17 protein-coding genes are annotated in these 19,458 nt (G+C 55.3%); 6 read left to right on the top strand and 11 right to left on the bottom strand.

The genetic code is table 11. The features are described from left to right. Positions 1-170 precede the first annotated feature (170 nt). Both ON072_RS10800 and ON072_RS10795 read left to right on the top strand, forming a co-directional pair. A complete protein-coding gene (locus ON072_RS10800; RefSeq protein ID WP_028779497.1) occupies positions 171-1,619 on the top strand; it encodes a coniferyl aldehyde dehydrogenase in 1,449 nt (482 codons plus the stop codon). Then, the gene (locus ON072_RS10795; protein WP_261753011.1) at positions 1,616-2,230 is read left to right on the top strand and encodes a TetR/AcrR family transcriptional regulator; all 615 of its coding nucleotides are present in this window, start codon (positions 1,616-1,618) and stop codon (positions 2,228-2,230) included. Before ON072_RS10800 ends, ON072_RS10795 begins: the two co-directional genes overlap by 4 nt. 205 nt (positions 2,231-2,435) lie before the next feature. Here the strand turns inward: ON072_RS10795 and ON072_RS10790 are convergent, their stop codons facing one another. From ON072_RS10790 to ON072_RS10740, 11 genes are all read right to left on the bottom strand, one after another. Further along, entirely contained in the window at positions 2,436-3,221 is a 786-nt protein-coding gene (locus ON072_RS10790) for a CsgG/HfaB family protein (protein ID WP_025008874.1), read from the bottom strand. Beyond that, on the bottom strand, positions 3,218-3,610 hold the full coding sequence (locus ON072_RS10785; RefSeq protein ID WP_025888631.1) for a curli assembly protein CsgF: 393 nt from the start codon (positions 3,608-3,610) through the stop codon (positions 3,218-3,220). Before ON072_RS10785 ends, ON072_RS10790 begins: the two co-directional genes overlap by 4 nt. Before the next feature lie 12 nt (positions 3,611-3,622). Continuing rightward, on the bottom strand, positions 3,623-4,045 hold the full coding sequence (locus ON072_RS10780) for a curli production assembly/transport protein CsgE (protein ID WP_037436138.1): 423 nt from the start codon (positions 4,043-4,045) through the stop codon (positions 3,623-3,625). A gap of 164 nt (positions 4,046-4,209) precedes the next feature. Continuing rightward, positions 4,210-5,544 carry a sensor histidine kinase gene (locus tag ON072_RS10775; RefSeq protein WP_144220450.1) on the bottom strand — a complete coding sequence of 445 codons (1,335 nt, stop codon included), beginning with the start codon at positions 5,542-5,544 and terminating at the stop codon, positions 4,210-4,212. After that, a complete protein-coding gene (locus ON072_RS10770) occupies positions 5,541-6,971 on the bottom strand; it encodes a sigma-54-dependent transcriptional regulator (RefSeq protein WP_144220449.1) in 1,431 nt (476 codons plus the stop codon). The genes ON072_RS10775 and ON072_RS10770 overlap by 4 nt, the downstream gene beginning before the upstream one ends. Positions 6,972-7,097: 126 nt before the next feature. Further along, positions 7,098-8,297, bottom strand: coding sequence for an ABC transporter permease (locus ON072_RS10765; protein WP_025008869.1), 1,200 nt, complete (start codon positions 8,295-8,297; stop codon positions 7,098-7,100). Between the two features lie 10 nt (positions 8,298-8,307). Then, positions 8,308-9,618: an ABC transporter permease gene (locus ON072_RS10760; RefSeq protein WP_025888626.1), complete on the bottom strand. Its 1,311-nt coding sequence runs from the start codon at positions 9,616-9,618 to the stop codon at positions 8,308-8,310. A gap of 11 nt (positions 9,619-9,629) precedes the next feature. Next, a complete protein-coding gene (locus tag ON072_RS10755; protein ID WP_044735187.1) occupies positions 9,630-10,352 on the bottom strand; it encodes an ABC transporter ATP-binding protein in 723 nt (240 codons plus the stop codon). Positions 10,353-10,387: 35 nt separating this feature from the next. Then, the gene (locus ON072_RS10750; protein ID WP_208139248.1) at positions 10,388-10,636 is read right to left on the bottom strand and encodes a hypothetical protein; all 249 of its coding nucleotides are present in this window, start codon (positions 10,634-10,636) and stop codon (positions 10,388-10,390) included. 10 nt (positions 10,637-10,646) lie between these two features. Then, a complete protein-coding gene (locus tag ON072_RS10745) occupies positions 10,647-11,909 on the bottom strand; it encodes an efflux RND transporter periplasmic adaptor subunit (RefSeq protein ID WP_025008866.1) in 1,263 nt (420 codons plus the stop codon). A gap of 268 nt (positions 11,910-12,177) precedes the next feature. Next, positions 12,178-12,942, bottom strand: coding sequence for a cobalamin-binding protein (locus ON072_RS10740; RefSeq protein WP_261753031.1), 765 nt, complete (start codon positions 12,940-12,942; stop codon positions 12,178-12,180). A gap of 369 nt (positions 12,943-13,311) precedes the next feature. Here ON072_RS10740 and ON072_RS10735 point away from each other — a divergent pair, with 369 nt between their 5' ends. The 4 genes from ON072_RS10735 to ON072_RS10720 all read left to right on the top strand — a co-directional run bounded on the left by ON072_RS10735 (position 13,312) and on the right by ON072_RS10720 (position 19,403). Further along, complete coding sequence (locus ON072_RS10735; RefSeq protein WP_244997873.1) at positions 13,312-14,718, top strand: glycerophosphodiester phosphodiesterase; 1,407 nt, start codon at positions 13,312-13,314, stop codon at positions 14,716-14,718. Between the two features lie 10 nt (positions 14,719-14,728). Beyond that, on the top strand, positions 14,729-17,080 hold the full coding sequence (locus ON072_RS10730) for a PEGA domain-containing protein (RefSeq protein WP_261753010.1): 2,352 nt from the start codon (positions 14,729-14,731) through the stop codon (positions 17,078-17,080). 12 nt (positions 17,081-17,092) lie between these two features. Beyond that, complete coding sequence (locus ON072_RS10725; protein ID WP_261753009.1) at positions 17,093-18,766, top strand: hypothetical protein; 1,674 nt, start codon at positions 17,093-17,095, stop codon at positions 18,764-18,766. Positions 18,767-18,839: 73 nt separating this feature from the next. Beyond that, entirely contained in the window at positions 18,840-19,403 is a 564-nt protein-coding gene (locus ON072_RS10720; RefSeq protein WP_109248346.1) for an imm11 family protein, read from the top strand. Positions 19,404-19,458 lie beyond the last annotated feature (55 nt).

Below are 19,458 nucleotides of genomic sequence, written 5' to 3'. Positions count from 1 at the left end.
AACAAGGCCCCATCTATTCGATTTCAGTCTAGTTGGCGGCCGTGATGCATTCTGTGATCCATATCAAATATAGCTCTGCTATTGCCAACCGGCGCAGACTGAACTAACATCAGACCGACTAATCAGTCGGTCACTTTAAAGACAGCTTAATGGCTGCCGAAGGAGGCAAAATGTCGCTTGTTAACCCAGAGCCGCTCACAGTGGAGAATCAGCAACTGCTGCAAAAATTCACCGTGCAGCGCCAGGCTTTCAGTGCCGCCCCCATGCCAAGCCTTGGCGAGCGCAAGGCCAAGCTCAAGGCGCTGAAACAAGCCTTGCTGAAACACCAACAGGCCCTCACGGATGCACTCAGTCGCGACTATGGCCACAGGTCGACCGACGATAGCCTGATCTCCGACATACTGCCGGTCGTTACCCAGATCAACTACAGCCTCAGGCATCTCAAACGCTGGATGAAACCCAGTCGCCGCCATGCCGGATTATTGCTGGCCCCGGCCAGCGTCAGGGTGGAGTATCAGCCCAAAGGCGTGGTGGGCATCATAGTGCCGTGGAACTTCCCTATCATGTTGTCCTTGAGTCCGCTGGCCACAGTCATTGCCGCCGGTAACCGCGCCATGTTGAAGCTGTCTGAATTTACTCCCCACACCAATGCCGCCCTGCGTACCCTGCTGGCCGAAGTCTTCGATGGCTCCGAGGTCTGTGTGATTGAAGGGGAAGCCGAGATTGCCGCCAGTTTCTCCGCCCTGCCCTTCGATCACCTGCTGTTTACCGGCTCGACTCAGGTAGGACGCCATGTGATGCGCGCGGCGGCCGATAATCTCACCCCTGTCACCCTGGAGCTGGGAGGCAAGTCTCCTGTGTTAATCGCCCGGGACATGCCCATGGAGACAGCGGTAGAGCGCCTCATCTACGGCAAGTGTCTCAACGCCGGGCAAATTTGTGTCGCCCCCGACTATATTCTCTGCCCCAGTGGTAAAGAGGCCGAGTTTATTAGCGCCTATCGGCGCCGCTTCCAGCAGTTCTACCCCGACTTTGCCAACACCCCGGACTATGGCCAGATACTCAACGAGCGTCAGGCCGCCAGACTGGTCGCCCTCCTGGAAGATGCCACCGCCAAAGGGGCACAGGTATTTGCCGCCGACCGCGAGCAACCACTCAGCAAACTGCCCAGTGCCGAACAGCGCAAATGGCCCACCTTGCTGCTGACAAAGGTCAGCGATGATATGAAACTGATGCAGGAAGAGATCTTCGGCCCTTTGTTGCCCTTGGTCAGTTATCAAGAGCTGGGGCAGGCGCTCGACTATATCAAGGCGCGCCCCAGACCTTTGGCCCTGTATCTGATGAGTTTCGATAAAGAAGTGCAGCAGCAGGTATTGTCCCAAACCCACTCAGGCGGTGTCTGTATCAATGAAACCGTGTTTCATGTGGCCGCCGACGATGCCCCCTTCGGTGGCATAGGCCCGTCCGGCATGGGACACTACCACGGCCAGGAAGGGTTTCGCACCTTCAGCCACGCCCGCACTGTACTGTCCCGGGGGCGACTCAATACCGGCAAACTGGTGCATCCTCCCTATGGCAAGGGGATCCAGAAGCTGTTGCTGAAGGTGTTTCTCAGATGAAGCGCAGCAACGAAGCAACCCGGGCATTGAGCGGCAAACAGGACAAGAAGCAGCAGATCCTGGGCAGCGCATTGCAACTGTTTGTCGAGCAAGGTTTCTATGCCACCTCGACCGCCAGCATAGCCCGCCACGCCGGCGTGGCCACGGGCACCTTGTTCCATCACTTTAGCAGTAAAGAAACCCTGATGGACCAGCTGTTTCTGGCCATCAAAACAGAGTTTGCCGACGCCATTTCAGCAAGCTTGCCAAAGGCGCCGGCAACCACCACTGAATTGCCGCAGCGGGCAGAAATGCTGTGGCAGGCCGGGCTCGATTGGGCGCTGGCACAGCCTCTGAAGCTGAGCTTCTTCGTGCAATACGCCATGTCACCCAGTGTCAGTGAAGCGGTCAGGCAGCAGGCAATGCATGGCATTCTCGGCTTTATCTCTGAACTGTTGGAGCAGGGCATCAACCAAGGGGTATTGGCAGACTTACCCAGAGAGCTGTTGCTGGAAGCTTGCCACAGCCAGTTCCTGGCGGCGGCGCGCTTCTTCTGCAACCAGCCTCAGAAGGCTACCAGAGAGGCCAGAGACGCCAGCTTTCGCCTATTCTGGCGCGGTGTGGCAGCCTAGCCATTTGAAGCCAAAATCCAATGGCAGCCGGAAACCTGCCTCTTGAAATCGGCCTTCTGAAATCGGCCTTCTGAAATGAGCCAGCTGAAATGAACGCCCTGGAGTTAGTCAAACAAAGGGCCCGCAATTGCGGGCCCTTCTTTTTGAAAATCAACAAACTGCGGTTTACCTATCGCTCAAGCTGTTGCTCTCTCGCTCAAGCTGTTTATCCCTGACTCAGGCTGTTGTCGTCGCCCGAGGCCTCGGCGCTCCAGTAACCCATGCGGCTCCCCTTATCGATAAGCTCGGAGACCGCCAGTTCTATCGCCTGCAACACACAAAACTGTACCGGCTCATTGGTGGTAAAGCCCACTTCGGCCTCGGCCAGGCGGTTCAAACTGGTGTAACGGAACAGGCCGGCACGCATCTCCTGAGAGAACACCCGCTTGGTGGTATTGACCGACATTAGCACCTTACCTGTGTGTACATCCACCGCCCTGAGATAAATGGTCACCTGATCTTCCCGGTACAGCTCGGAGGCGCCTATGCCGTAGTATTCCACACCGCTGCCGCCGGTTTCCACGTTGGTTTCATAGCTGATGATCCCGCCTTCCAGAAGCAGCCTGGCATTGGTCAGGGTCGGCACTTCATTATTGCGCCCCTGCTGCTTACCTGAGATCTTGCGCTCGGTCAGCAGGTTCTGCAGCCCTTCCCGCTCCACAGGGGTAAACCACCTGGAATCCAGCAGAGTCTGCACCAACATGGAAGTGGCCCCCTGGGTCACTGCGGTCGAGAAGGAACTGACATTGGCCTGGGGCTTATATTGCCCGGTCTGATCCCGGAAAGAGTAAACCGCAACCGGGATAGGAAAACGCGGCCCGGGACGCGACTGCAGCGCCTTCATGGTTTCACTCAAGGGATTTACCTGGGCCTCATTGATATTCAAATCAGGCTTGGGAACCAGGCTGCAGCCCCCCAGCAGTAACAGTGGAACCAGTGCCAGCCACCTCATGGATTACCTCCATAGATAGGCATCTCTATCACTGTGACTTCGCCGGAAAGCAGGTTGGTAATGGTCAACATCACGCCGTTGCCGGTGGAGGCGACTTCGACGCGGTAGTCCCCCGTGTCATACACACCGTCGGTTATCTCACCGTCGGCCACACCGCGGGTGATTGAGTTGATAATGTTACGCTCCAGCGACTCCTTGAAGCGGGTAACAAAGTCCTTTTCATTGCCGGCGGCCTGATTGTCATTTTGAGCCTGGGCCTTGCTCAGCAGAAACGAACCGTTGAGAGGGTTACCGCCAAAACTGGGGTTGATTGGGGTATAGACCAGTTCGGTGGCCTGCCCCGCAAAAGCCAGCAAGGCGCCGGCCGCGATTAACATCCTGAGTGTCATTGTGCTTGCTTCCTAAATTCCATCCCAATTGGATCCCAATTCCCCTGTCATGGATTGGGCTCTGACCGAGGCGATATAATCTATGGTCAAGAGAATCGCCTGTTCGGCCCGCTCCTTGATGGGACTGGCTCTGCGGCCAAAATGGGTTTGGTAAATACGGGTACCGTTAACCTCCAGTGTCAGCAAGGTGCCGGCCTGAGGGAAAACCGTCTCGTAAAGGGTGACATTGAATCCCTGGGTAAAGGGCAGATCCCGCCAATACCCCGAGTAGTAAAAACCAAAATCCTTGCCAAAGCGGGTCAGGGTTCTGTCTATGACCAGGCCACTGATCTCTATGTCATCCGCCTCGGCTGCGGCCAACGCCGGAGCAGACGCAAGTGTCAGCATCAGTAAGCACAAGATACAGCGCATGGATAACAAGACAGAGTGCGGCATTGTCCCCGAAAATTCCCTTTGTTGCCTGAAAAGGCCATTCCTTTAACAAGAGCATTACATTAACAGCAGCGCCGGAACCGAGTCACCCGCCAGCGACATATTTACCTGAAAAATAGCTATTTCGGATGAGTCGAGATCCGTTAAAAATCACCCGAAAGTATGACTCACTGTTGCGGTAACCACAGCTGAACCAACAAACCACCATCCTGACGGTTTTGCAGGCTGAGACGACCGTCGTGAGCCTCGGCAATCTCTCGGCACAACGCCAGTCCCAGGCCACTGCCCTGAGGCTTGGTGGAATAGAAGGGTAACAGCGCCTGCGACAACACCTCTGCTGACATGCCACTGCCGCGATCCATCACGCAGATACTGACGCCGGCAACCGGGTCGGCAGCATCGCTGCGCCAACCGGAGCGGCTGGCTATCTGCAGCTCAATCTCCTCAGGCGCCGAGCCGGACTCATGGGCGTTTTTGAGCAGATTCAGCAACACCTGCTCCAGTTGCACCTCATCGGCCAGCAAAGTCAGCGTAGGGGTCTCCCGGCAGACAAAGGCGTAATGCTCAGCCAACTCAGGCAGCAAGCGGGCCCATGGAATAACGTGTTTCCTGGGGCTGGGCAGTTTGGCAAAACGGGCATAACCCTCGATAAATTGCCCCAGATGATTGGTGCGATTTTCTATGGTATCGAAGATCAGGCTCAGCTTGGGATCGCGGTTCTCTGTGGTCAAGCGCCGACCCGAGTTGACCATGGAGGCAATAGGCGCCAGCGAGTTATTGAGTTCATGACTGATTACCCGGATCACCTTCTTCCACACCGCCACCTCCTGGCGGTTGAGCTCACGGGTCATCTGCTTGAGCAGCAGCAACTGATGCTGCTGACCATTGAGGTTGAACTGGCCGCGACTCAGGTGCCAGCTCTGGTTTTCGCCTTCCGGCAAGCCGAGATTGAACAGACCATCGCGCTCACTCTCCAGCATTTGGCGCATCTCTTCGCTCACCTTGGCTTTGAGCTCAGAGAGGCTGCTTCCTTCCAAGCCTTTCCTGGCATTGAACAGATGTTTGGCGGCGTCGTTGGCATAAATGATATGACCCACGCTATCGCACAGCAGCATGATATTGGGCGAGTTTTGAATGACCTTATCCAGCAACAATTCCCGCTGATAGATATGCTGCCGCTCCTGCCTGAGCCTGGCCGACGCCTCGTTGAACAGTTGAGCCAGTCTATCCAGCTCGCTGATGCCGCTGTCCGGCAACGAGACACTAAAATCTCGATCAATCAGGTTAAGCATGCCGATTTCCAGCCCCGCCAGGCTATCACCCAGGGTTCGGGTCAACCTAAGCCCTATGCCCAAAGCTGCCAGCAACCCCGCCACCACCGCCAGCCATAACCATTCAGGCCCCAACCACAACAGACAACCCCACCCGAGCAGCAAACCCAGCAAGGTGCTCAGCAGCATGCCCAGCAGCAGCCTGTGTCTTAGACTGAGTCCTCCTGTCATGCCTGCCTCTTGCCGTCGATACCAAACTTCTCCATCCGCCGATAGAGCGCCTGACGGCTGATGCCAAATGACTTGGCAACCCTGGCGATAACGCCGCCGTGCTCGGCCAGCGCCGCTTCTATTTCCGCCTTGCCCGGCTCCTCTGCCCCGGCTTGTTGTCCACGGTTCTCTGGAGCTTGGCCGACACTTGAATCCAAGATAGTTTTCGAGGCGGTTCCCGCTGCCAAACCGAAATCACTGCAGCTCAAGGACTCGCTGCGACTCAGCAAAACCGCGCGTTTACAGGCGTTTTCCAACTCGCGTACATTACCGGGCCAGTCGTGGGCCAGCAGCGCCTCTTTGGCACTCTTGTCCAACGTAAGGCTCTTGCTCAACGCCGCGCTCTTGTTCAAGGCCGCGACCGCGCCGGCACAAAAGTGCTCCACCAGCGGCAAGATGTCGTCTTTGCGCTGCGCCAATGGCGGCAATGCCAGTTCCACCACATTGAGGCGATAGAAAAGATCCTCGCGAAAACGGCCTTCGATAATGTCCTGGCGCAGATCGGCGTTGGTGGCACTCAGCAGCCTGACCTTGACCTTACGGGTCTGGTGGCTGCCCAGGCGTTCAAACTCGCCGGTCTGCAATACCCGCAGCAGTTTTATCTGCCCGGACAGCGGCAGGTTGCCTATCTCATCCAGAAACAGGGTACCGCCATCGGCCGCTTCGAAACGGCCGATACGGGCCTTGGTGGCGCCGGTAAATGCACCGGCCTCGGCGCCAAACAGCTCGGCCTCCATCAGCTCCATCGGCAAGGCGCCGACATTGACCTTGATAAGCGGCTTGTGTTTCAGTGGCGAATTGGCGTGCAGTATGTCCGCCAGCTTATCCTTGCCTGCGCCGTTGGGGCCTGTGATCAGCACAGAGACATCCGAGCGTGCCAGTTGCAACGCCAGATCAATACAGCGCTCCATGGCAGCGCTGGCAAATACCAAACCACAGAGATCGGCACCATCGAATACCGCCTGCCGTTGCTGCTCACGCTGCTGCAACTGCTGGTTATCCTGTTGCAGCTTGTAGAGGGAAATCAGGTTGGCGACACTGTTGAGCAACTTGTTGTCATCCCAGGGCTTGGCCAGATAATCGGCGGCTCCGGCCTTCATCAATTCCACTGCCATTTCCAGCTCGGTCCAGGCGGTGAGCAAGATGATTGGCAGTTGCGGCTGGCGACTGCGCAAGGCGTGAAACAGTTCCCGCCCTTCCTCCCCCGAGGTGGTGTCGCGGCTGAAATTCATGTCCTGGATCACCAGGCTGACCTCTTCTTGCTCAATAAAGTACAGCGCCTCCTGAGGGCTCTGACAACTGAGCGGCCGGTAACCGGCAATTTCCAACATCAGCGACAACGCCTGACATACGGCCTGATTGTCATCGACAACGAGTACAGTATCCATCATGCCTGCTTGTTACATCCTGTTATATCTATTGTAAAAATTATGGGTAAAACTACCCTAAAGCTGCCGCCAACGCGAGCCAAACTGCATGAGCCATGCCGTCGACTCGAATGGGCGGCAGGCGGTTCAGACGCTGCGGGTCGCCATTGCCGGTGAGATATTCGCCGCCCTGCGGGCAGGCAATACCACAGCCACTGTCGTCACCAGCAACATGCCCACCACTGTCAGCAGCGGATAGATGAGGTCGAGCTGTGGCAGGTCATAGTGCTGCATCAGTTGTTGCCCCAACACCACGGCAAGACAAGCCCCCAACAGCCCTCCGGCGATACAGATAAGGTAGTTTTCCGTCAGAAACAGACTCAGGATATCGGCCTTGGTGGCCCCCAAGGCCCGCCGGGTGCCAATCTGTTTGGTGCGGCGCTGAATGTTGAACATCACCATACCTGTCAGGCCTAAACTGGTGATCAGCAGCAGCAAAATCACCATCATGGACAGCACGCTGACCATGAGCTCGTGGTCACGATAGGAGCTTTGCTTTACTTCCTGGATAGATTGGAAATCATCGATCACCCGATTGGGGTTTTCCTTCATCAAGGCCTCGAGGATCTGCTCTTTCAACGCCTTGTGATGCTCGCTCGGCGCCCGCACCATGTAGAAATGTCCGGTGTAATCGACGTTCTGGATCAGGCTGTACTCGAGATCTTTGCTGTCCACCCAGGCACCCTGCAGTTTGTCGACCACACCTATCACTGTGACATTCTCGTCCCTGTCGGCCCAGAGGGTCTTGCCCACAGCGGACTCATTCGGCCAAACCTCATCGGCCAGCGCCTTGCTGATGATCACCAGCTTATTGCTGCCGTTAACATCATCATTGATCTCGTTGGCGTAGAAGTTACGCCCATCCACCAACTTGACCCCCAAGGTTTCCAGGGTATGCTCTGTCCCCAGGTACATGGCAAGCTGAGGCGTCGTCTTGGACGTTTCCGGATCCGGCCCCAGATTCAGCGTGGTGGACCAGCCACTGCCACTGAGCGGCAACATATTGGTGGACGTCGCCGTGACAACATTGGGCAGGCGGCGGAGGATCTGCTGGTCGACCTTGTTCTGCAGCTTGGTATCTATATTGGGGTCGAAGTTGTAGACGGTAAAGGCCAGGATCTCCTGCTCGGCAATCCCAGAATCACGCTGCATCATGGTCAAACGTTCATGGATAATAAAGCTGGCATTGGCGACTATGGCCACCGATAAGATGATCTGCATCAGCAGTAGTATCGGGCCGCTCTTGCTGCGCATCAGGCTGCTGAAAACCGGTTTAATATTTAGCATAGTCAATCCCTTACTGGCTCTTGAGGTAAACGCTTGGTTTAGTGCGGCACACAACCCAAGCCGGATAAAGACCCGCCAACATGGCGGTTCCTACCGCTATCCCGGGGGTGATAAACCACATACTCAAAGACAGGTGCGTCAGCCCTTCGGCAACCCCGAAGCGCGCCGACAAGCTATAGAGTGCTCCCCAGGCCCAGGCGAGACCGAGAAAACCACCCAGCAGCCCGATCACGCCCACCTCGACCATGTATTGAGAGAAGATCTGCCCGCGGCTGGCCCCAATGGCGCGGCGCACGCCAACCTCGGGAGCTCGCTTAAGGAACTTGGTCAGCATCAATCCCAGAATATTGACCAGGCAAACACTGAGAAACAGTATGCTCAGCCCCACCAGAATCTTATTGTCCTCGGGCACTACATGATTTTTCTCCAGCCAGGCGTCTACATCGGACAGCTGCGCCGACTCAGAGGGAGACTTGCCATCGGTGAAGCGCCCCAGTTCTTTTTGCTGCTCGACATACTGAGCGAGGAAGTTCTTATAGGCGGCTCTGTCTTCTGCGCTTGGCAGATCGACCCAGTACTCGAGCCAAACTTTCTCTGAAACCAGTCTGTCCTGATAGTTGTCCAGACGCTCATACTTCCAACCTGAGACATTCCCCCAAATCGGAAACTCTTCATGGGCGGCCAGCGAAAACGGAATATACACCTGCTCAGCACTGGCAAAGGCGCCGCTGGTAGGATCGTAATACTTGGGCTGAGGGTTCCAGTCGGCTATCACGCCCACCACCTGAAAGGGTTTGCGGTTGAGATAGACCGTCTTGCCAACGCTGTTCTCGCCGCCAAACAGCTTCTGGTTCAGCTTTCTGCCGATAACCACTTGATAGGCCGCTTGCTCGTCCACTGATTTGTCCCAAACGTTGCCATAGAGAAAAGGCACTTCGAACAGCGGGAAGAAGCCGCGGTCTGTCACCCTGACGCCCTGCAACATGGGTAGAACTTCAGGGTCATCCGTTTGCACCGCCATACCACTGCGGAACATGGCGGCCTGCGATTTGGGAAGATCCCCCTTACGCAGATTCATGGCATCCTGAAAAGTGATCAGCGAGTGAAACTCATCCCAGGAATCGGGTCCCTGGCTCCACAGCTGCACTGTGTTGAGTTGCTCGGCGCGATCCCCGGCCGGGTTGAATGACATCATGCTGTACACGTTCAGCGTGGTGATGGTGATCCCTATCCCCACTGAGATGGCCAACACCATCAACAGCGACAATATCGGCGTCTTTTTGATGCTGCGCCAGGCCAGGTCAACATAATAAATAAACATGCTCGCGCTCCTTAGCTGGCCACTTGTTCGGCCACATCCAGCTGCGGCGCCTGTTCGGTTTGATAGCGGCTGAAGTCACACACCTGGCCATCCACTATCTGGATATTGCGCTGGGCGCGGCGGGCCAGCTCCGGGTCATGGGTCACCATGATGATGGTCGTGCCGGCCTTGTTGATCTCTTCCAGCAGTTCCATCACCTGGCGGGCCATCAGGCTGTCCAGGTTACCCGTAGGTTCGTCGGCGAGCAGGAATCTCGGCTCCCCGGCCAAGGCGCGGGCGATGGCCACCCGCTGCTGCTGACCACCCGAGAGTTGTGAGGGCAGATGCTTCATTCTCGCCCCCAGGCCCACCTGCTCCAGCGCCTGCTTCACCCGCTTCTGGCGCTCCTTGGCACCAAAGCCGCGATAACGCAGTGGTACTTCAACATTCTCCGCCAGATTCAAGTCAGGGATAAGATTAAAACCCTGAAAGATAAAGCCAATTTTCTCATTGCGGATGGCCGCTGCCTTGTTGTCACTCAGGTTGGAGATATTGACATCATCGAGAAAATACTCGCCATGGGTAAAGCCTTCGAGCAGACCGGCGATATTGAGGAAGGTGGTTTTACCCGAGCCCGACGGTCCGGTCACGGCAACAAATTCCCCCTCTTGCACCGCCAGATTGAAATCCCGTAACGCATGGGTTTCCACTAAATCCGTTTTGAACACCTTGTTGATATTTTTCATGGTTAACATGGTCTTAGTTCCTTATTTTTGCGTTATTCGGTGAGTTATTTTAGTTTCGTCAGGGCAGACAGGCATTGCCCAAGCCACTGGCCCGGCGCCATCGCGGTATGGCTGACATCGGTAACTTGCCCTGGCTCGGCCGACACAGAGTTGACTGTGGTGGCTTCGATAAGATTGAGTCCCAGCAGGAACCAGTCCGAGGTATCTCGGGTATAGATCAGAGTCGCCACCAGCAACAGCATAAGAGCCAGGGCCGCCACCAGACGTTCGGTGTTGAAGTTTTCGGTTTTCATTCTTCTCTCCTCAGCGAACCAGCACTTGCTCGGCGTCATTGAACAGATCGATATTGGAAATCACCCATTGGTCGCCCACCTCGCCGCCTTCCAGCACCTCGATATGGCTCATGCTGCGGGCGCCGAGTTTGATCTCGGTGCGCTCGGCAATATCTCCCTGGAGACGGTACACCAGGCGGCCACCGCCACTGTTCACGAAGGCGCCGCGCTTGACCATCAGCACATCGGCACGGTTTTCCAACAAGACTCTGGCCGACAGGCGCTGATTCTGCCTCAGGTGCAAAGCGGTATCCTGCTGGAACCGGACCCGGGTAGAGACTTCGCGGTTACGTACTTCGGGGGAGATGGAGGCCAACTTGCCCATCACCATCACGCCGCCGAAGTTGAGTTCCACATCCATCCCCAGCCCCAGTTCATCGGCGTAGGTTTCCGGCACTGCCAACTCAGCCTCGAAGGCACTCAAGTCCACTACGGTCAGGATCGGCTGGCTCTGGGCGATACGGGCTTTTTGTTCCGTCAGCCAGTTACCTATGATGCCGCCAACAGGGGCTGTGATGTTCAGTGCTGCCACCTGACGTTCCAACTCGGCTACCACCAGTGCCTGACGATTGACCTCGGCCGCCTTGTTTTGCAGCTCAAAGGTCAAGGTGTCTTTCATCAGTGCGGCTTCCTGCTGGGCATGGGCATACTGCAGCTTGGCCTTGTGCAGCTCATCCTTGCTCTTCTCGTAATCTATCTTGGAGATCAGGCTGGTTTCGATCAGTTGATCGCCGCGGCGGCTCTCCCTGTCTGCGGCCTCCAGATCCACCTTGGCCATATCCAGTGTCTGATTCGCCTTGAGTTGATTACGTCTGGCATCCAACTTGGCCCGTTCCAGGGCACTCTTCATCCCGTCGAGCAGGGCCTGCTGCTGCTTGAGGCTATTGGTCAGGCTGTGGCTTTCTATGGTCGCGACCACCTGGCCCTGCTCGACCCTGTCCCCTGGATTGGCTATCAGAGTCACAGTGCCGCCTTCCGGGCTGTAGAGGATTGGTGCGTTGGCGGCGACTATCTTGCCTGTAGTGGCGATATCCCGAGTCAGAGTGCCGCGCTCCAGAGTGGCGAAGCGCAGCTCACTGCGATCTATGGATTCACTGACACCGCTGCCACTGACACTGGCCCACACCAGGCCCGACAGCAACAATACTGCCGCGCCCAGGGTAGCCGGCCACTTGAGGCGACGCGCTAAACTCGGCGCCACTTGCTTGTCTTGTCCGCTGGTATCCTTAATCATCCCGTTTGTTCCTCAATTGAGCTTGTGACCATCTTGTTGCAACTAGGTTTACAAAGCTTGTGCCAAGTTTAGATAGTCATAGTTATCAATTGGTTGGAAAGCAGTGGAGATTTTATTTGTGTCCGCGGACAAGCGGATACTGTCCGCTTTTTGCAAAAGTGTCCGCCAGGCGGACACTTAGTAACAGATGAATAAATAGAGGACGGGCTTAAAACGCCTGGCCTGCAGCAGGATTACCAGACTGGCGCCGAAGCCGGGATGATGATTGTCATAGCCGCTGCCCTTCGCGGACCTTGTCGAGCACCTTGCAGATAGCCTCAACACCTTCCAGCGCCCTTGGGGTCGCCCGGTGCAGAATATCGGCGTTAAGTGTGTAGATTTGTTCCGTTTTCACCGCAGGGATCTCCTGCCATTGACTCCAGTCCAACCGCTTCCCATCGCCCTTTTCATCTGTCTTGATGATCACCTCGGGTTGACTGAGAAGCACATTTTCCATGCTTACCTGCGGATAGGGAGAGCTGCTGTCCTTGAAGACGTTGTTGCCATGGCAGACTTCCAACAATTGCTGGATCCAACTGTCCTGGGCCACTGTCATCAAAGGCTCGGACCAGAGTTGATAGAACACCTTGATCTCCGGCTTGGCGGCATTGTCCCGGCGCAAATTTGCCAATTGCTGCCGGTAGTCGGCAGCCACTTCCCCGGCCTGCTGTCTGTGACCGGTGAGACGCCCTAGCTGTTCCAGCTCTTCGGCAATGCCTTCCAAGGTCTTGGGGTCACTGCCGTAAATGCGATACCCAAGCTTGGTCAGCTGTTCTATATCTTCGCTGCGGTTACCCGTGTCCCAGACCACCACCAGATCCGGATTCAGCTCTATCACTCTTTCTATCTGTATGCCGTAGTAACCGCCTATACGGGGAATGGCCTTGGCGGCCTCGGGGAAATCGGCATAGTCTGTGGTGGCCACTATCTGTTCACCCGCGCCTATGGCAAACAGCATCTCCACCGCATGGGGAGAAAGCGCCACTATGCGCATGGCAGGCCTGGCACTGACGCTTTTGTTGCCCCCCTTGTTGACAGCTTTGTCGGGCGACTTGGCCTGGGCGACAGGGCTCAGAGCCAAACTGCAAAGCAGGCAGAGTATCAGTCGGTTCACCTGGTTTCCTTGGTTATTCACAATTGTGCTTCAAGCATACCTCAAGCAAGTTGTGAGTAAAACGCGCATCCCAGGTTCTGCGTCCGCAAAAAAGCGGACGATTTGACCAATTAAAAGTCAGCCAATGTTCAGTTTTGAGACAGCACAAGTAAAACTTGTTAAACATTGGCATTACAGGTTGACCGACGGTAAATAATTAATTTTAATACCCTTAATTTATAAATACTTATAGAGCACCAAGGAACCCCTGTGCGTCTCTTTTTCGTCCTGATATTTTGCTGTTTCGGCCTGCTTGGCGGCTGTAAAAGCACCCCATCCGCCCCAGAACCTCAACCCGTAGATCCGCAGAAACTGGCATTGGAACAAGCCTTCAACGCCAGAGGCTTTACTTTGTCACCACTGGATAACATCAATTATCTGGGGGCCAGGCAGTGCAGCAACCTGGAGCTTCAGGCCCACAGAGGCTCGATACGTTTTCCGGAAAACTCGCTGGAAGCCGTCATTGATGCCCTGGATAACCAGTTTGATGTGATTGAAATCGACGTGCGACTGACCCGGGATGATGTCTGGGTCATTCATCACGATGGCCGCACCGGACGTGAAACCGGCACCATAGACAATAAGCGCCGCAAGATAGAGTCGATTCGCTATGAGAAAGAGTGGGGCTATCTGCGCCAGCGGGACATGCAAACCGGCGCCCTCACAGATACGGTACCGCCCAACTTTCGCCAACTGGCGCAGGTGTTCAGTCGCTATGCCCATAGCGGACAGAAGCTGAATATTGAGATCAAGAGTCGCGCCGGCAGCCAGGATCTGGAAATGCTCGACTATCTGGCCTTCAGTATCATAGGCCAGGGGCGCTACTTCTACAGCAGTCTGGAGCTGGAAAACCTCAAAAAAATGAGGCAGATAAACGACGCTGTATTCCTGTCCTTTATCCAGAGCCCGGCCAAGGCCTCGATGAACAAACTGGCGGCCGATATGAAACGCGGCGCAGGTCAAGACCCCATCTTTTTGCGCAATCAATCCATGCTGGAAGATATTCAGGGTTACGCCAACCGCCGCTACCGGGAAAAGCGTTATGACTCCTCGGCCGGACTCAATAAGCTGAAAAAGGCGCTCAAGTCCAACTTCGGTATCGCCCTGGACATACGCCACTATCGGCAAAACGCCTCTGGGTTCAAATCGGTGGCCCATAACCGCGGCATTCCTGTAGCCAGCTATACCATCAATGGTCATGATTACCACGAACAGAGCCTGCTGGGACTCAAGCGCAGTCAACTGCCCGACTCTGTGATTATCGACGACAGTCTCTATGGCTTTTGCAGCCGCTTCGCCCTGCCGCCCATGCTGCCTTATCAAGGCAGCACTGAGCTGACCCGCAAGCTGGCCACGCTGCCCAAGGATCTGGATCTCTCCAAGCTCTCTTTGCTGGAAACCTACTGGCCCAACGGCCTGTATCCGGCGGTGGATGGCAAACTGAAGTCCTTCAAGACAGGCGCTGTGGCCAATAAAGGCAAGGCGTCCGAGTCTGGCGGCGGCTTTGTCCCTGTGATCATGAAAACCCAGGCCGGCCCCAGAGAAAACCAGACCCAAGTAGATCTCACCGCCGATGATGCAGTGAAAATAGAGCTGCGCCGCAGCGAGCAGCAGTGAGGAACCAAGGATGAAAAAACTGTCCTGGCGGGTATTTTTCCTGCTGCTGAGCGCTGCCTATCTGATCCCAGAGGCCATCTTCAACGCCCAACTGGTTTCTTTGGTGGGCTTGGGCACCCCCAAGCCTGAGCAACTCGAGCACCTGGAGATATACGGCCGCACCATTTCCGGAATAGGTGTGACCCTGCTGCTGGCCGATCTCTTGCCGGCGCGGCTGTTCAAAACCGGCCTGAGAGGCAGCCTGACCCTGTTGCTGCTCACCTTGTGCGTCTGGCCCAGCGTGTTTTTCGGCCAAAAATACCTGATAGAGCAATGGCTGATTGAACCCTCTACCCCGGAGCAGCGTCAATACGCGGCCTACAGCGCGGCGCTGCGTGATGCCCTGGCGGTTAATGCGGTCGAAGTCGAAGGTCTCAACTACGATCCCAAAGAGCTGCACAGCTCTGAAAACCTGACCTTTCTGGCCCTGTTCGGCGGCCTGGCCTATGCCGACCACAACCTCACCGACAACCTGGATGATTACAAGCAGAAGATCATTCACAACTTCGTGCAAAAGCGGGCCTATCGCGACTTTGACCAGCACTATCACGACTTTGGTCAACTCTATGATGAGCTGTCGGCCAGCTATCGCAGTTATGCCGAAGGCTCCAACCGCTACAACCAGACCCTGGCCGGGATCCCGGAGCGGGAGATGGGTTACTGGCAAAACATAGAGCAGGAGGTCAATCAAGGCTGGGGCAAGTATCAACAGGCGCAAAAGGCCCATGTGGCCAAGGCCGGTGCCAGGGCCCAGGAATACGGCCCCAAGATCTTCGCCTACCATGAAGACACCAACCGCTGCCAGGAACGCTACAAGAAGTCGTCCCAGAAAGAACGTCGCTATCAATGTATAGAACGGGAAAACGCCCGCTACAAGACAATGATCTCCAAGGCGGGGCTCGGCTACATAGATCCCAACTACTGGTTAATAGTCGAAGATATCAGCACGGGCGAAAACCTGCTATCCAGCGCCCTGTTCGGGGTGATGACCGCCGGTGTCGGCACCGCCATGCAGGCGCTGAGTCTGGCTACAGGTGGCGATGGCGGTCTCAAGGACAAGCGCTATAAGTACACAGACGATCCGGATCATTACCAGCGCCTGTTCTTGGCCCATCCCAAGTTCCAGGTGATGTTTGAAAAGGAAACCGGCTATCCGTTCAACATAGCGTCACTGGCCGACTTCAGAGTGCATCCTGTGACTCAGGTGAAACTGCGCCGGGCCCTCAAGGCCAAGGGGCTGAAACTGCCTGACAGCTGGCATATCAGCAATCGTCCGCTGTTTAGTCAAAGCGTGGCCAAGACGGTTAAGGCCGAAGCCGATGCCCGCTGGCAGAGCGAGATGCGTAAACGCGGTTTGGACTTGCCCATCAACTTAAGTTGGAACGCCTTCCAGTTGCATCCGCAGATCCAACGCAAGATAGCCGCTCGTATGGGCGATCTCTATGTGCCGAACGTCCGCGCCGACTGGAACCAGGCCAACTTCAAACGCCATGTGCTGGATCCCAACATCCAGAAACGTACCCAGAGTTACCTGCAGATGTTGGCCGAATCAGAGCGTGAATTTGCCGATGGCGGACGCTATGCCGAGCAAGGCAAGCAGGCGCTGCGATCTGTGATTATTCCGCCCATCTCCATGTCACTCAGCCTGTTTTTGATCTGTATGACCTTTATCAAACTGCCGCTGAAGACGCTGCAGCTGTTCCGGCCCGGCACGAGTCAAGCAAATGCCAGCGAAGACAGTATCGGCATAAATGAGAATGCCAATGAAAGTGCCAAGTCCGGCAAACGCCGCTGGCTGGCATTGACCGCTAAGCTGTTGCCCCCCCTGTTGCTGCTGACCTTGCCGGTGCTTTTGGTGCAAAACCGCTACACCCAGGATGATACCAGCCCGGTGAACTACTTCCTCACCAAGGTGGAACAGTCCGGCAATATCGGCTTTGCCTACGCCCTGCGCTGGACACTGCACGCCCAGCCGCTGCTGCATCCTTTGGGGCTGAGCTTTGAGCAACACACGGGTATCTATCAGGCCTTCTCGCCACTGGCGCATTCACTGGCCAAGATAGACTTGCTGCACAAGAGCACTCCAGCGCCACTCAAGGCCAGCGAGCTGGCACCGACCGAGACACGCCTCAAGGTCGAAACCAATGTGAACAACGCAAATATCAGGATCATGAACATCGGCCCCAAGTATCACCCGGGGATCCGGCTTAAACCGGGCAACTACGATGTGCAGGTAAGCGCCCCCGGTTATCAGACCTACCGCAAATGGCACAGCCTGAATGGCGGCGAACAAACACTGACAATCCGTCTTTTACCCCATTGACAAGGAAACTGAATGCACCACTGCAATCAACCCATTTATGCCAAGGAAAACTTCTGCGGTCACTGCGGAGAGTCCCTGCCTGAGCAGCCCAAACTGAAGAATATTGAGGATGTCGCCCCTGAGATCCTAAAAGATCTCAAACCCCACTATTCCGGCGCCAGGACCTTCACCGGCCGGGTCAACTCCAGCTTCCTTTACAAGCGGCGCCGGGTAGACAGTGGCAATAACCTCACCTACAGCTACTGGTGGCTTGAGCTGGAAGACAAGGACGGCAACATAGAGCGGGTCAGTGTCAATGCCGAGAACAAGTTCTACGACCAGCTTCGCCGCGGCGATGTGCTGACCTTGTTTTATCCGACAGACTACACCCTGAATTACCGCATCGAAGGTAAAGACGCCAAACGCCTGGTCAGCCATAACCATATGGCTCCGGCCGCTATCAGTCATGAAGCCGACGGTCAACGCTCCACCATAGTGCCCGACTATGAGCCGGGTAGCCAATCCAGCGCCTTCTGGTGGCTGCTGCTGGGGATTGCCAGCGCCTTGTTGCTGTACTTTGGTGCCAAGCAATCCACAGAAATCGCTATCGGGGTGGCCGTGGTTCTGTCTGTGGTGTGTTTCATTCTGGAGCGTCAACGCAACCAGAAGAAGCACACCAGGGAACTGCGCCGCTACGAGTCGCTGCAACTGGCGATGAAACGCCTGTTGTCTGTCACCCAAGAAGCGCTGGGCTACCATATCGCCCAGCGGCCGAGAAAAGACTCGGATATTTTCTGCTTCAAATGCCAGAGTCGCATCGACGGCGAGCACGGCTACTGTGTTCAGTGCGGCAGCTCGCAGCAGCAGGCACCGGCAACGGCCGCCAACAGCCTCAGCGTCCGCGATGAGGAAGAGGCCATGATGCGGCAATACAGCCTGAGTTACCGTGAGCCCTATCTGCACAAGCATGTCTTGGCTGGCGATGAAAAGGGTGAAGTCAGCGTCTCCTGTATCATGGGCAAAGTGCTCGACAGAAGTGCCAGCGCCAGTGTCGATGACTTCACGGTCACCACCACTAAAACCACCACCACAGACCATTATGTGGGTAACAGATTTTCCCACAGCACCACAGACACTGAAACCAGCAGCCATCGCAGCCGCACCTCCAACGTTGATGGCGAAGTCTTGCTGCAACTGGCCGATGGTGAAGTGCGGGAGATGCGCTTCAGCGAAGATCTGTTGGGGGATCTGGATGTGGGCGATTGGATGATTTACGCCAGCTCAAGGGCCAAATTGGGCGTTGATGACTATAACCGTGAGTACGCCTATAACCTGACCAAGAGCAAACGTTATAACAACACATCTTTCCAGCAATACGGCAAGCTCAACGGCGCAGGCACCTGGATCTTGTTGGCGATTGCCGCCTTGGTCTTCAACTTCTGGGGCCCGGATCATATCTGGTATCCGCTGTTCGATATGCTCTACTTCCCGCTGCTGGATCCCATCTACAGCACCTCCTTCTTTAGACACAACCTGACCCTGGTAGTGTTTATCATGGTCAGTGCAGTACTGCTGGTTTGGACCCTACTGTATGGTCGGCGTAACCAAGAGCGTAAACGTAAACTGCTGTCACGCCTGACCGACCATATCGATGGTTTTACTCGCGCCATCCCAGAATTGAAGGAAAAGCTTAAACGTATGGGCTAACGCCGGTTTATACTCCCCAAGCCACCTCACGAGGTGGCTTTTTTGCCCCAGAGAAAAATGTAGAGAATTGAGAATGCAAGTAGCCTATATAAACGAAGACATGAATGAAGGGGAATCACTATTTAGTGCGGTCGATATTCGCTCGTCACTTTATGATGACAATGATTTTATCCCAACAAGTTGTCTGAATGAGATTGTATGGCAGGACACTGACATCCTCGATATTGAAGCGTTGGACTTAATCAGAGGTGGCGCTTTTAATGTTACCAAGGAGATAGCTGAATTAATCATGAGCTTTGACCCTTACGGGGTCGAAGTCTATCCCTCCAAGTTAACCTGCGCCGGCACAGGGGTTTTATCCGATCGTTATATACTGGCAGTAGACAACTTGGTGGATGCCGTCGATACCGAAAACAGCATCAAAATAACCAACGCTACCACCCGGTTTTTCTTATCGGCTGAAAAAATCAACAAACTTCCCGAAAGTAAAAGACATGTGTTCAAACCGATAGGAATGACGAAAACATTCTTCTCTATTGAACTACTTGAAGCCCTCATACGCCTGGACGAGGAAGGAAAGATAAACACCAGCATTGTGGCATTCTCATTTGATACATCTGAAGAAGCACCTAAATAACTTATATGGACACCTCTCCGATGCAAGCACCGGCAGGTCTCTTTCTGACAAAGTA

This window comes from Shewanella sp. K8 (assembly GCF_028823715.1).
Lineage (GTDB): Bacteria > Pseudomonadota > Gammaproteobacteria > Enterobacterales > Shewanellaceae > Shewanella > Shewanella algae.
The sequence above is the reverse complement of the archived record's forward strand: the minus strand, read 5'-3'. Positions and strand labels throughout refer to the sequence as shown.

Bases quoted from the DNA above. Each gene is read 5' to 3' on its own strand.
- ON072_RS10800 (WP_028779497.1), top strand. From the start codon at position 171: ATGTCGCTTGTTAACCCAGAGCCGCTCACAGTGGAGAATCAGCAACTG.
- ON072_RS10795 (WP_261753011.1), top strand. From the start codon at position 1,616: ATGAAGCGCAGCAACGAAGCAACCCGGGCATTGAGCGGCAAACAGGAC.
- ON072_RS10790 (WP_025008874.1), bottom strand. From the start codon at position 3,221: ATGAGGTGGCTGGCACTGGTTCCACTGTTACTGCTGGGGGGCTGCAGC.
- ON072_RS10785 (WP_025888631.1), bottom strand. From the start codon at position 3,610: ATGACACTCAGGATGTTAATCGCGGCCGGCGCCTTGCTGGCTTTTGCG.
- ON072_RS10780 (WP_037436138.1), bottom strand. From the start codon at position 4,045: ATGCCGCACTCTGTCTTGTTATCCATGCGCTGTATCTTGTGCTTACTG.
- ON072_RS10775 (WP_144220450.1), bottom strand. From the start codon at position 5,544: ATGACAGGAGGACTCAGTCTAAGACACAGGCTGCTGCTGGGCATGCTG.
- ON072_RS10770 (WP_144220449.1), bottom strand. From the start codon at position 6,971: ATGGATACTGTACTCGTTGTCGATGACAATCAGGCCGTATGTCAGGCG.
- ON072_RS10765 (WP_025008869.1), bottom strand. From the start codon at position 8,297: ATGCTAAATATTAAACCGGTTTTCAGCAGCCTGATGCGCAGCAAGAGC.
- ON072_RS10760 (WP_025888626.1), bottom strand. From the start codon at position 9,618: ATGTTTATTTATTATGTTGACCTGGCCTGGCGCAGCATCAAAAAGACG.
- ON072_RS10755 (WP_044735187.1), bottom strand. From the start codon at position 10,352: ATGTTAACCATGAAAAATATCAACAAGGTGTTCAAAACGGATTTAGTG.
- ON072_RS10750 (WP_208139248.1), bottom strand. From the start codon at position 10,636: ATGAAAACCGAAAACTTCAACACCGAACGTCTGGTGGCGGCCCTGGCT.
- ON072_RS10745 (WP_025008866.1), bottom strand. From the start codon at position 11,909: ATGATTAAGGATACCAGCGGACAAGACAAGCAAGTGGCGCCGAGTTTA.
- ON072_RS10740 (WP_261753031.1), bottom strand. From the start codon at position 12,942: ATGCGCATAGTGGCGCTTTCTCCCCATGCGGTGGAGATGCTGTTTGCC.
- ON072_RS10730 (WP_261753010.1), top strand. From the start codon at position 14,729: ATGAAAAAACTGTCCTGGCGGGTATTTTTCCTGCTGCTGAGCGCTGCC.
- ON072_RS10725 (WP_261753009.1), top strand. From the start codon at position 17,093: ATGCACCACTGCAATCAACCCATTTATGCCAAGGAAAACTTCTGCGGT.
- ON072_RS10720 (WP_109248346.1), top strand. From the start codon at position 18,840: ATGCAAGTAGCCTATATAAACGAAGACATGAATGAAGGGGAATCACTA.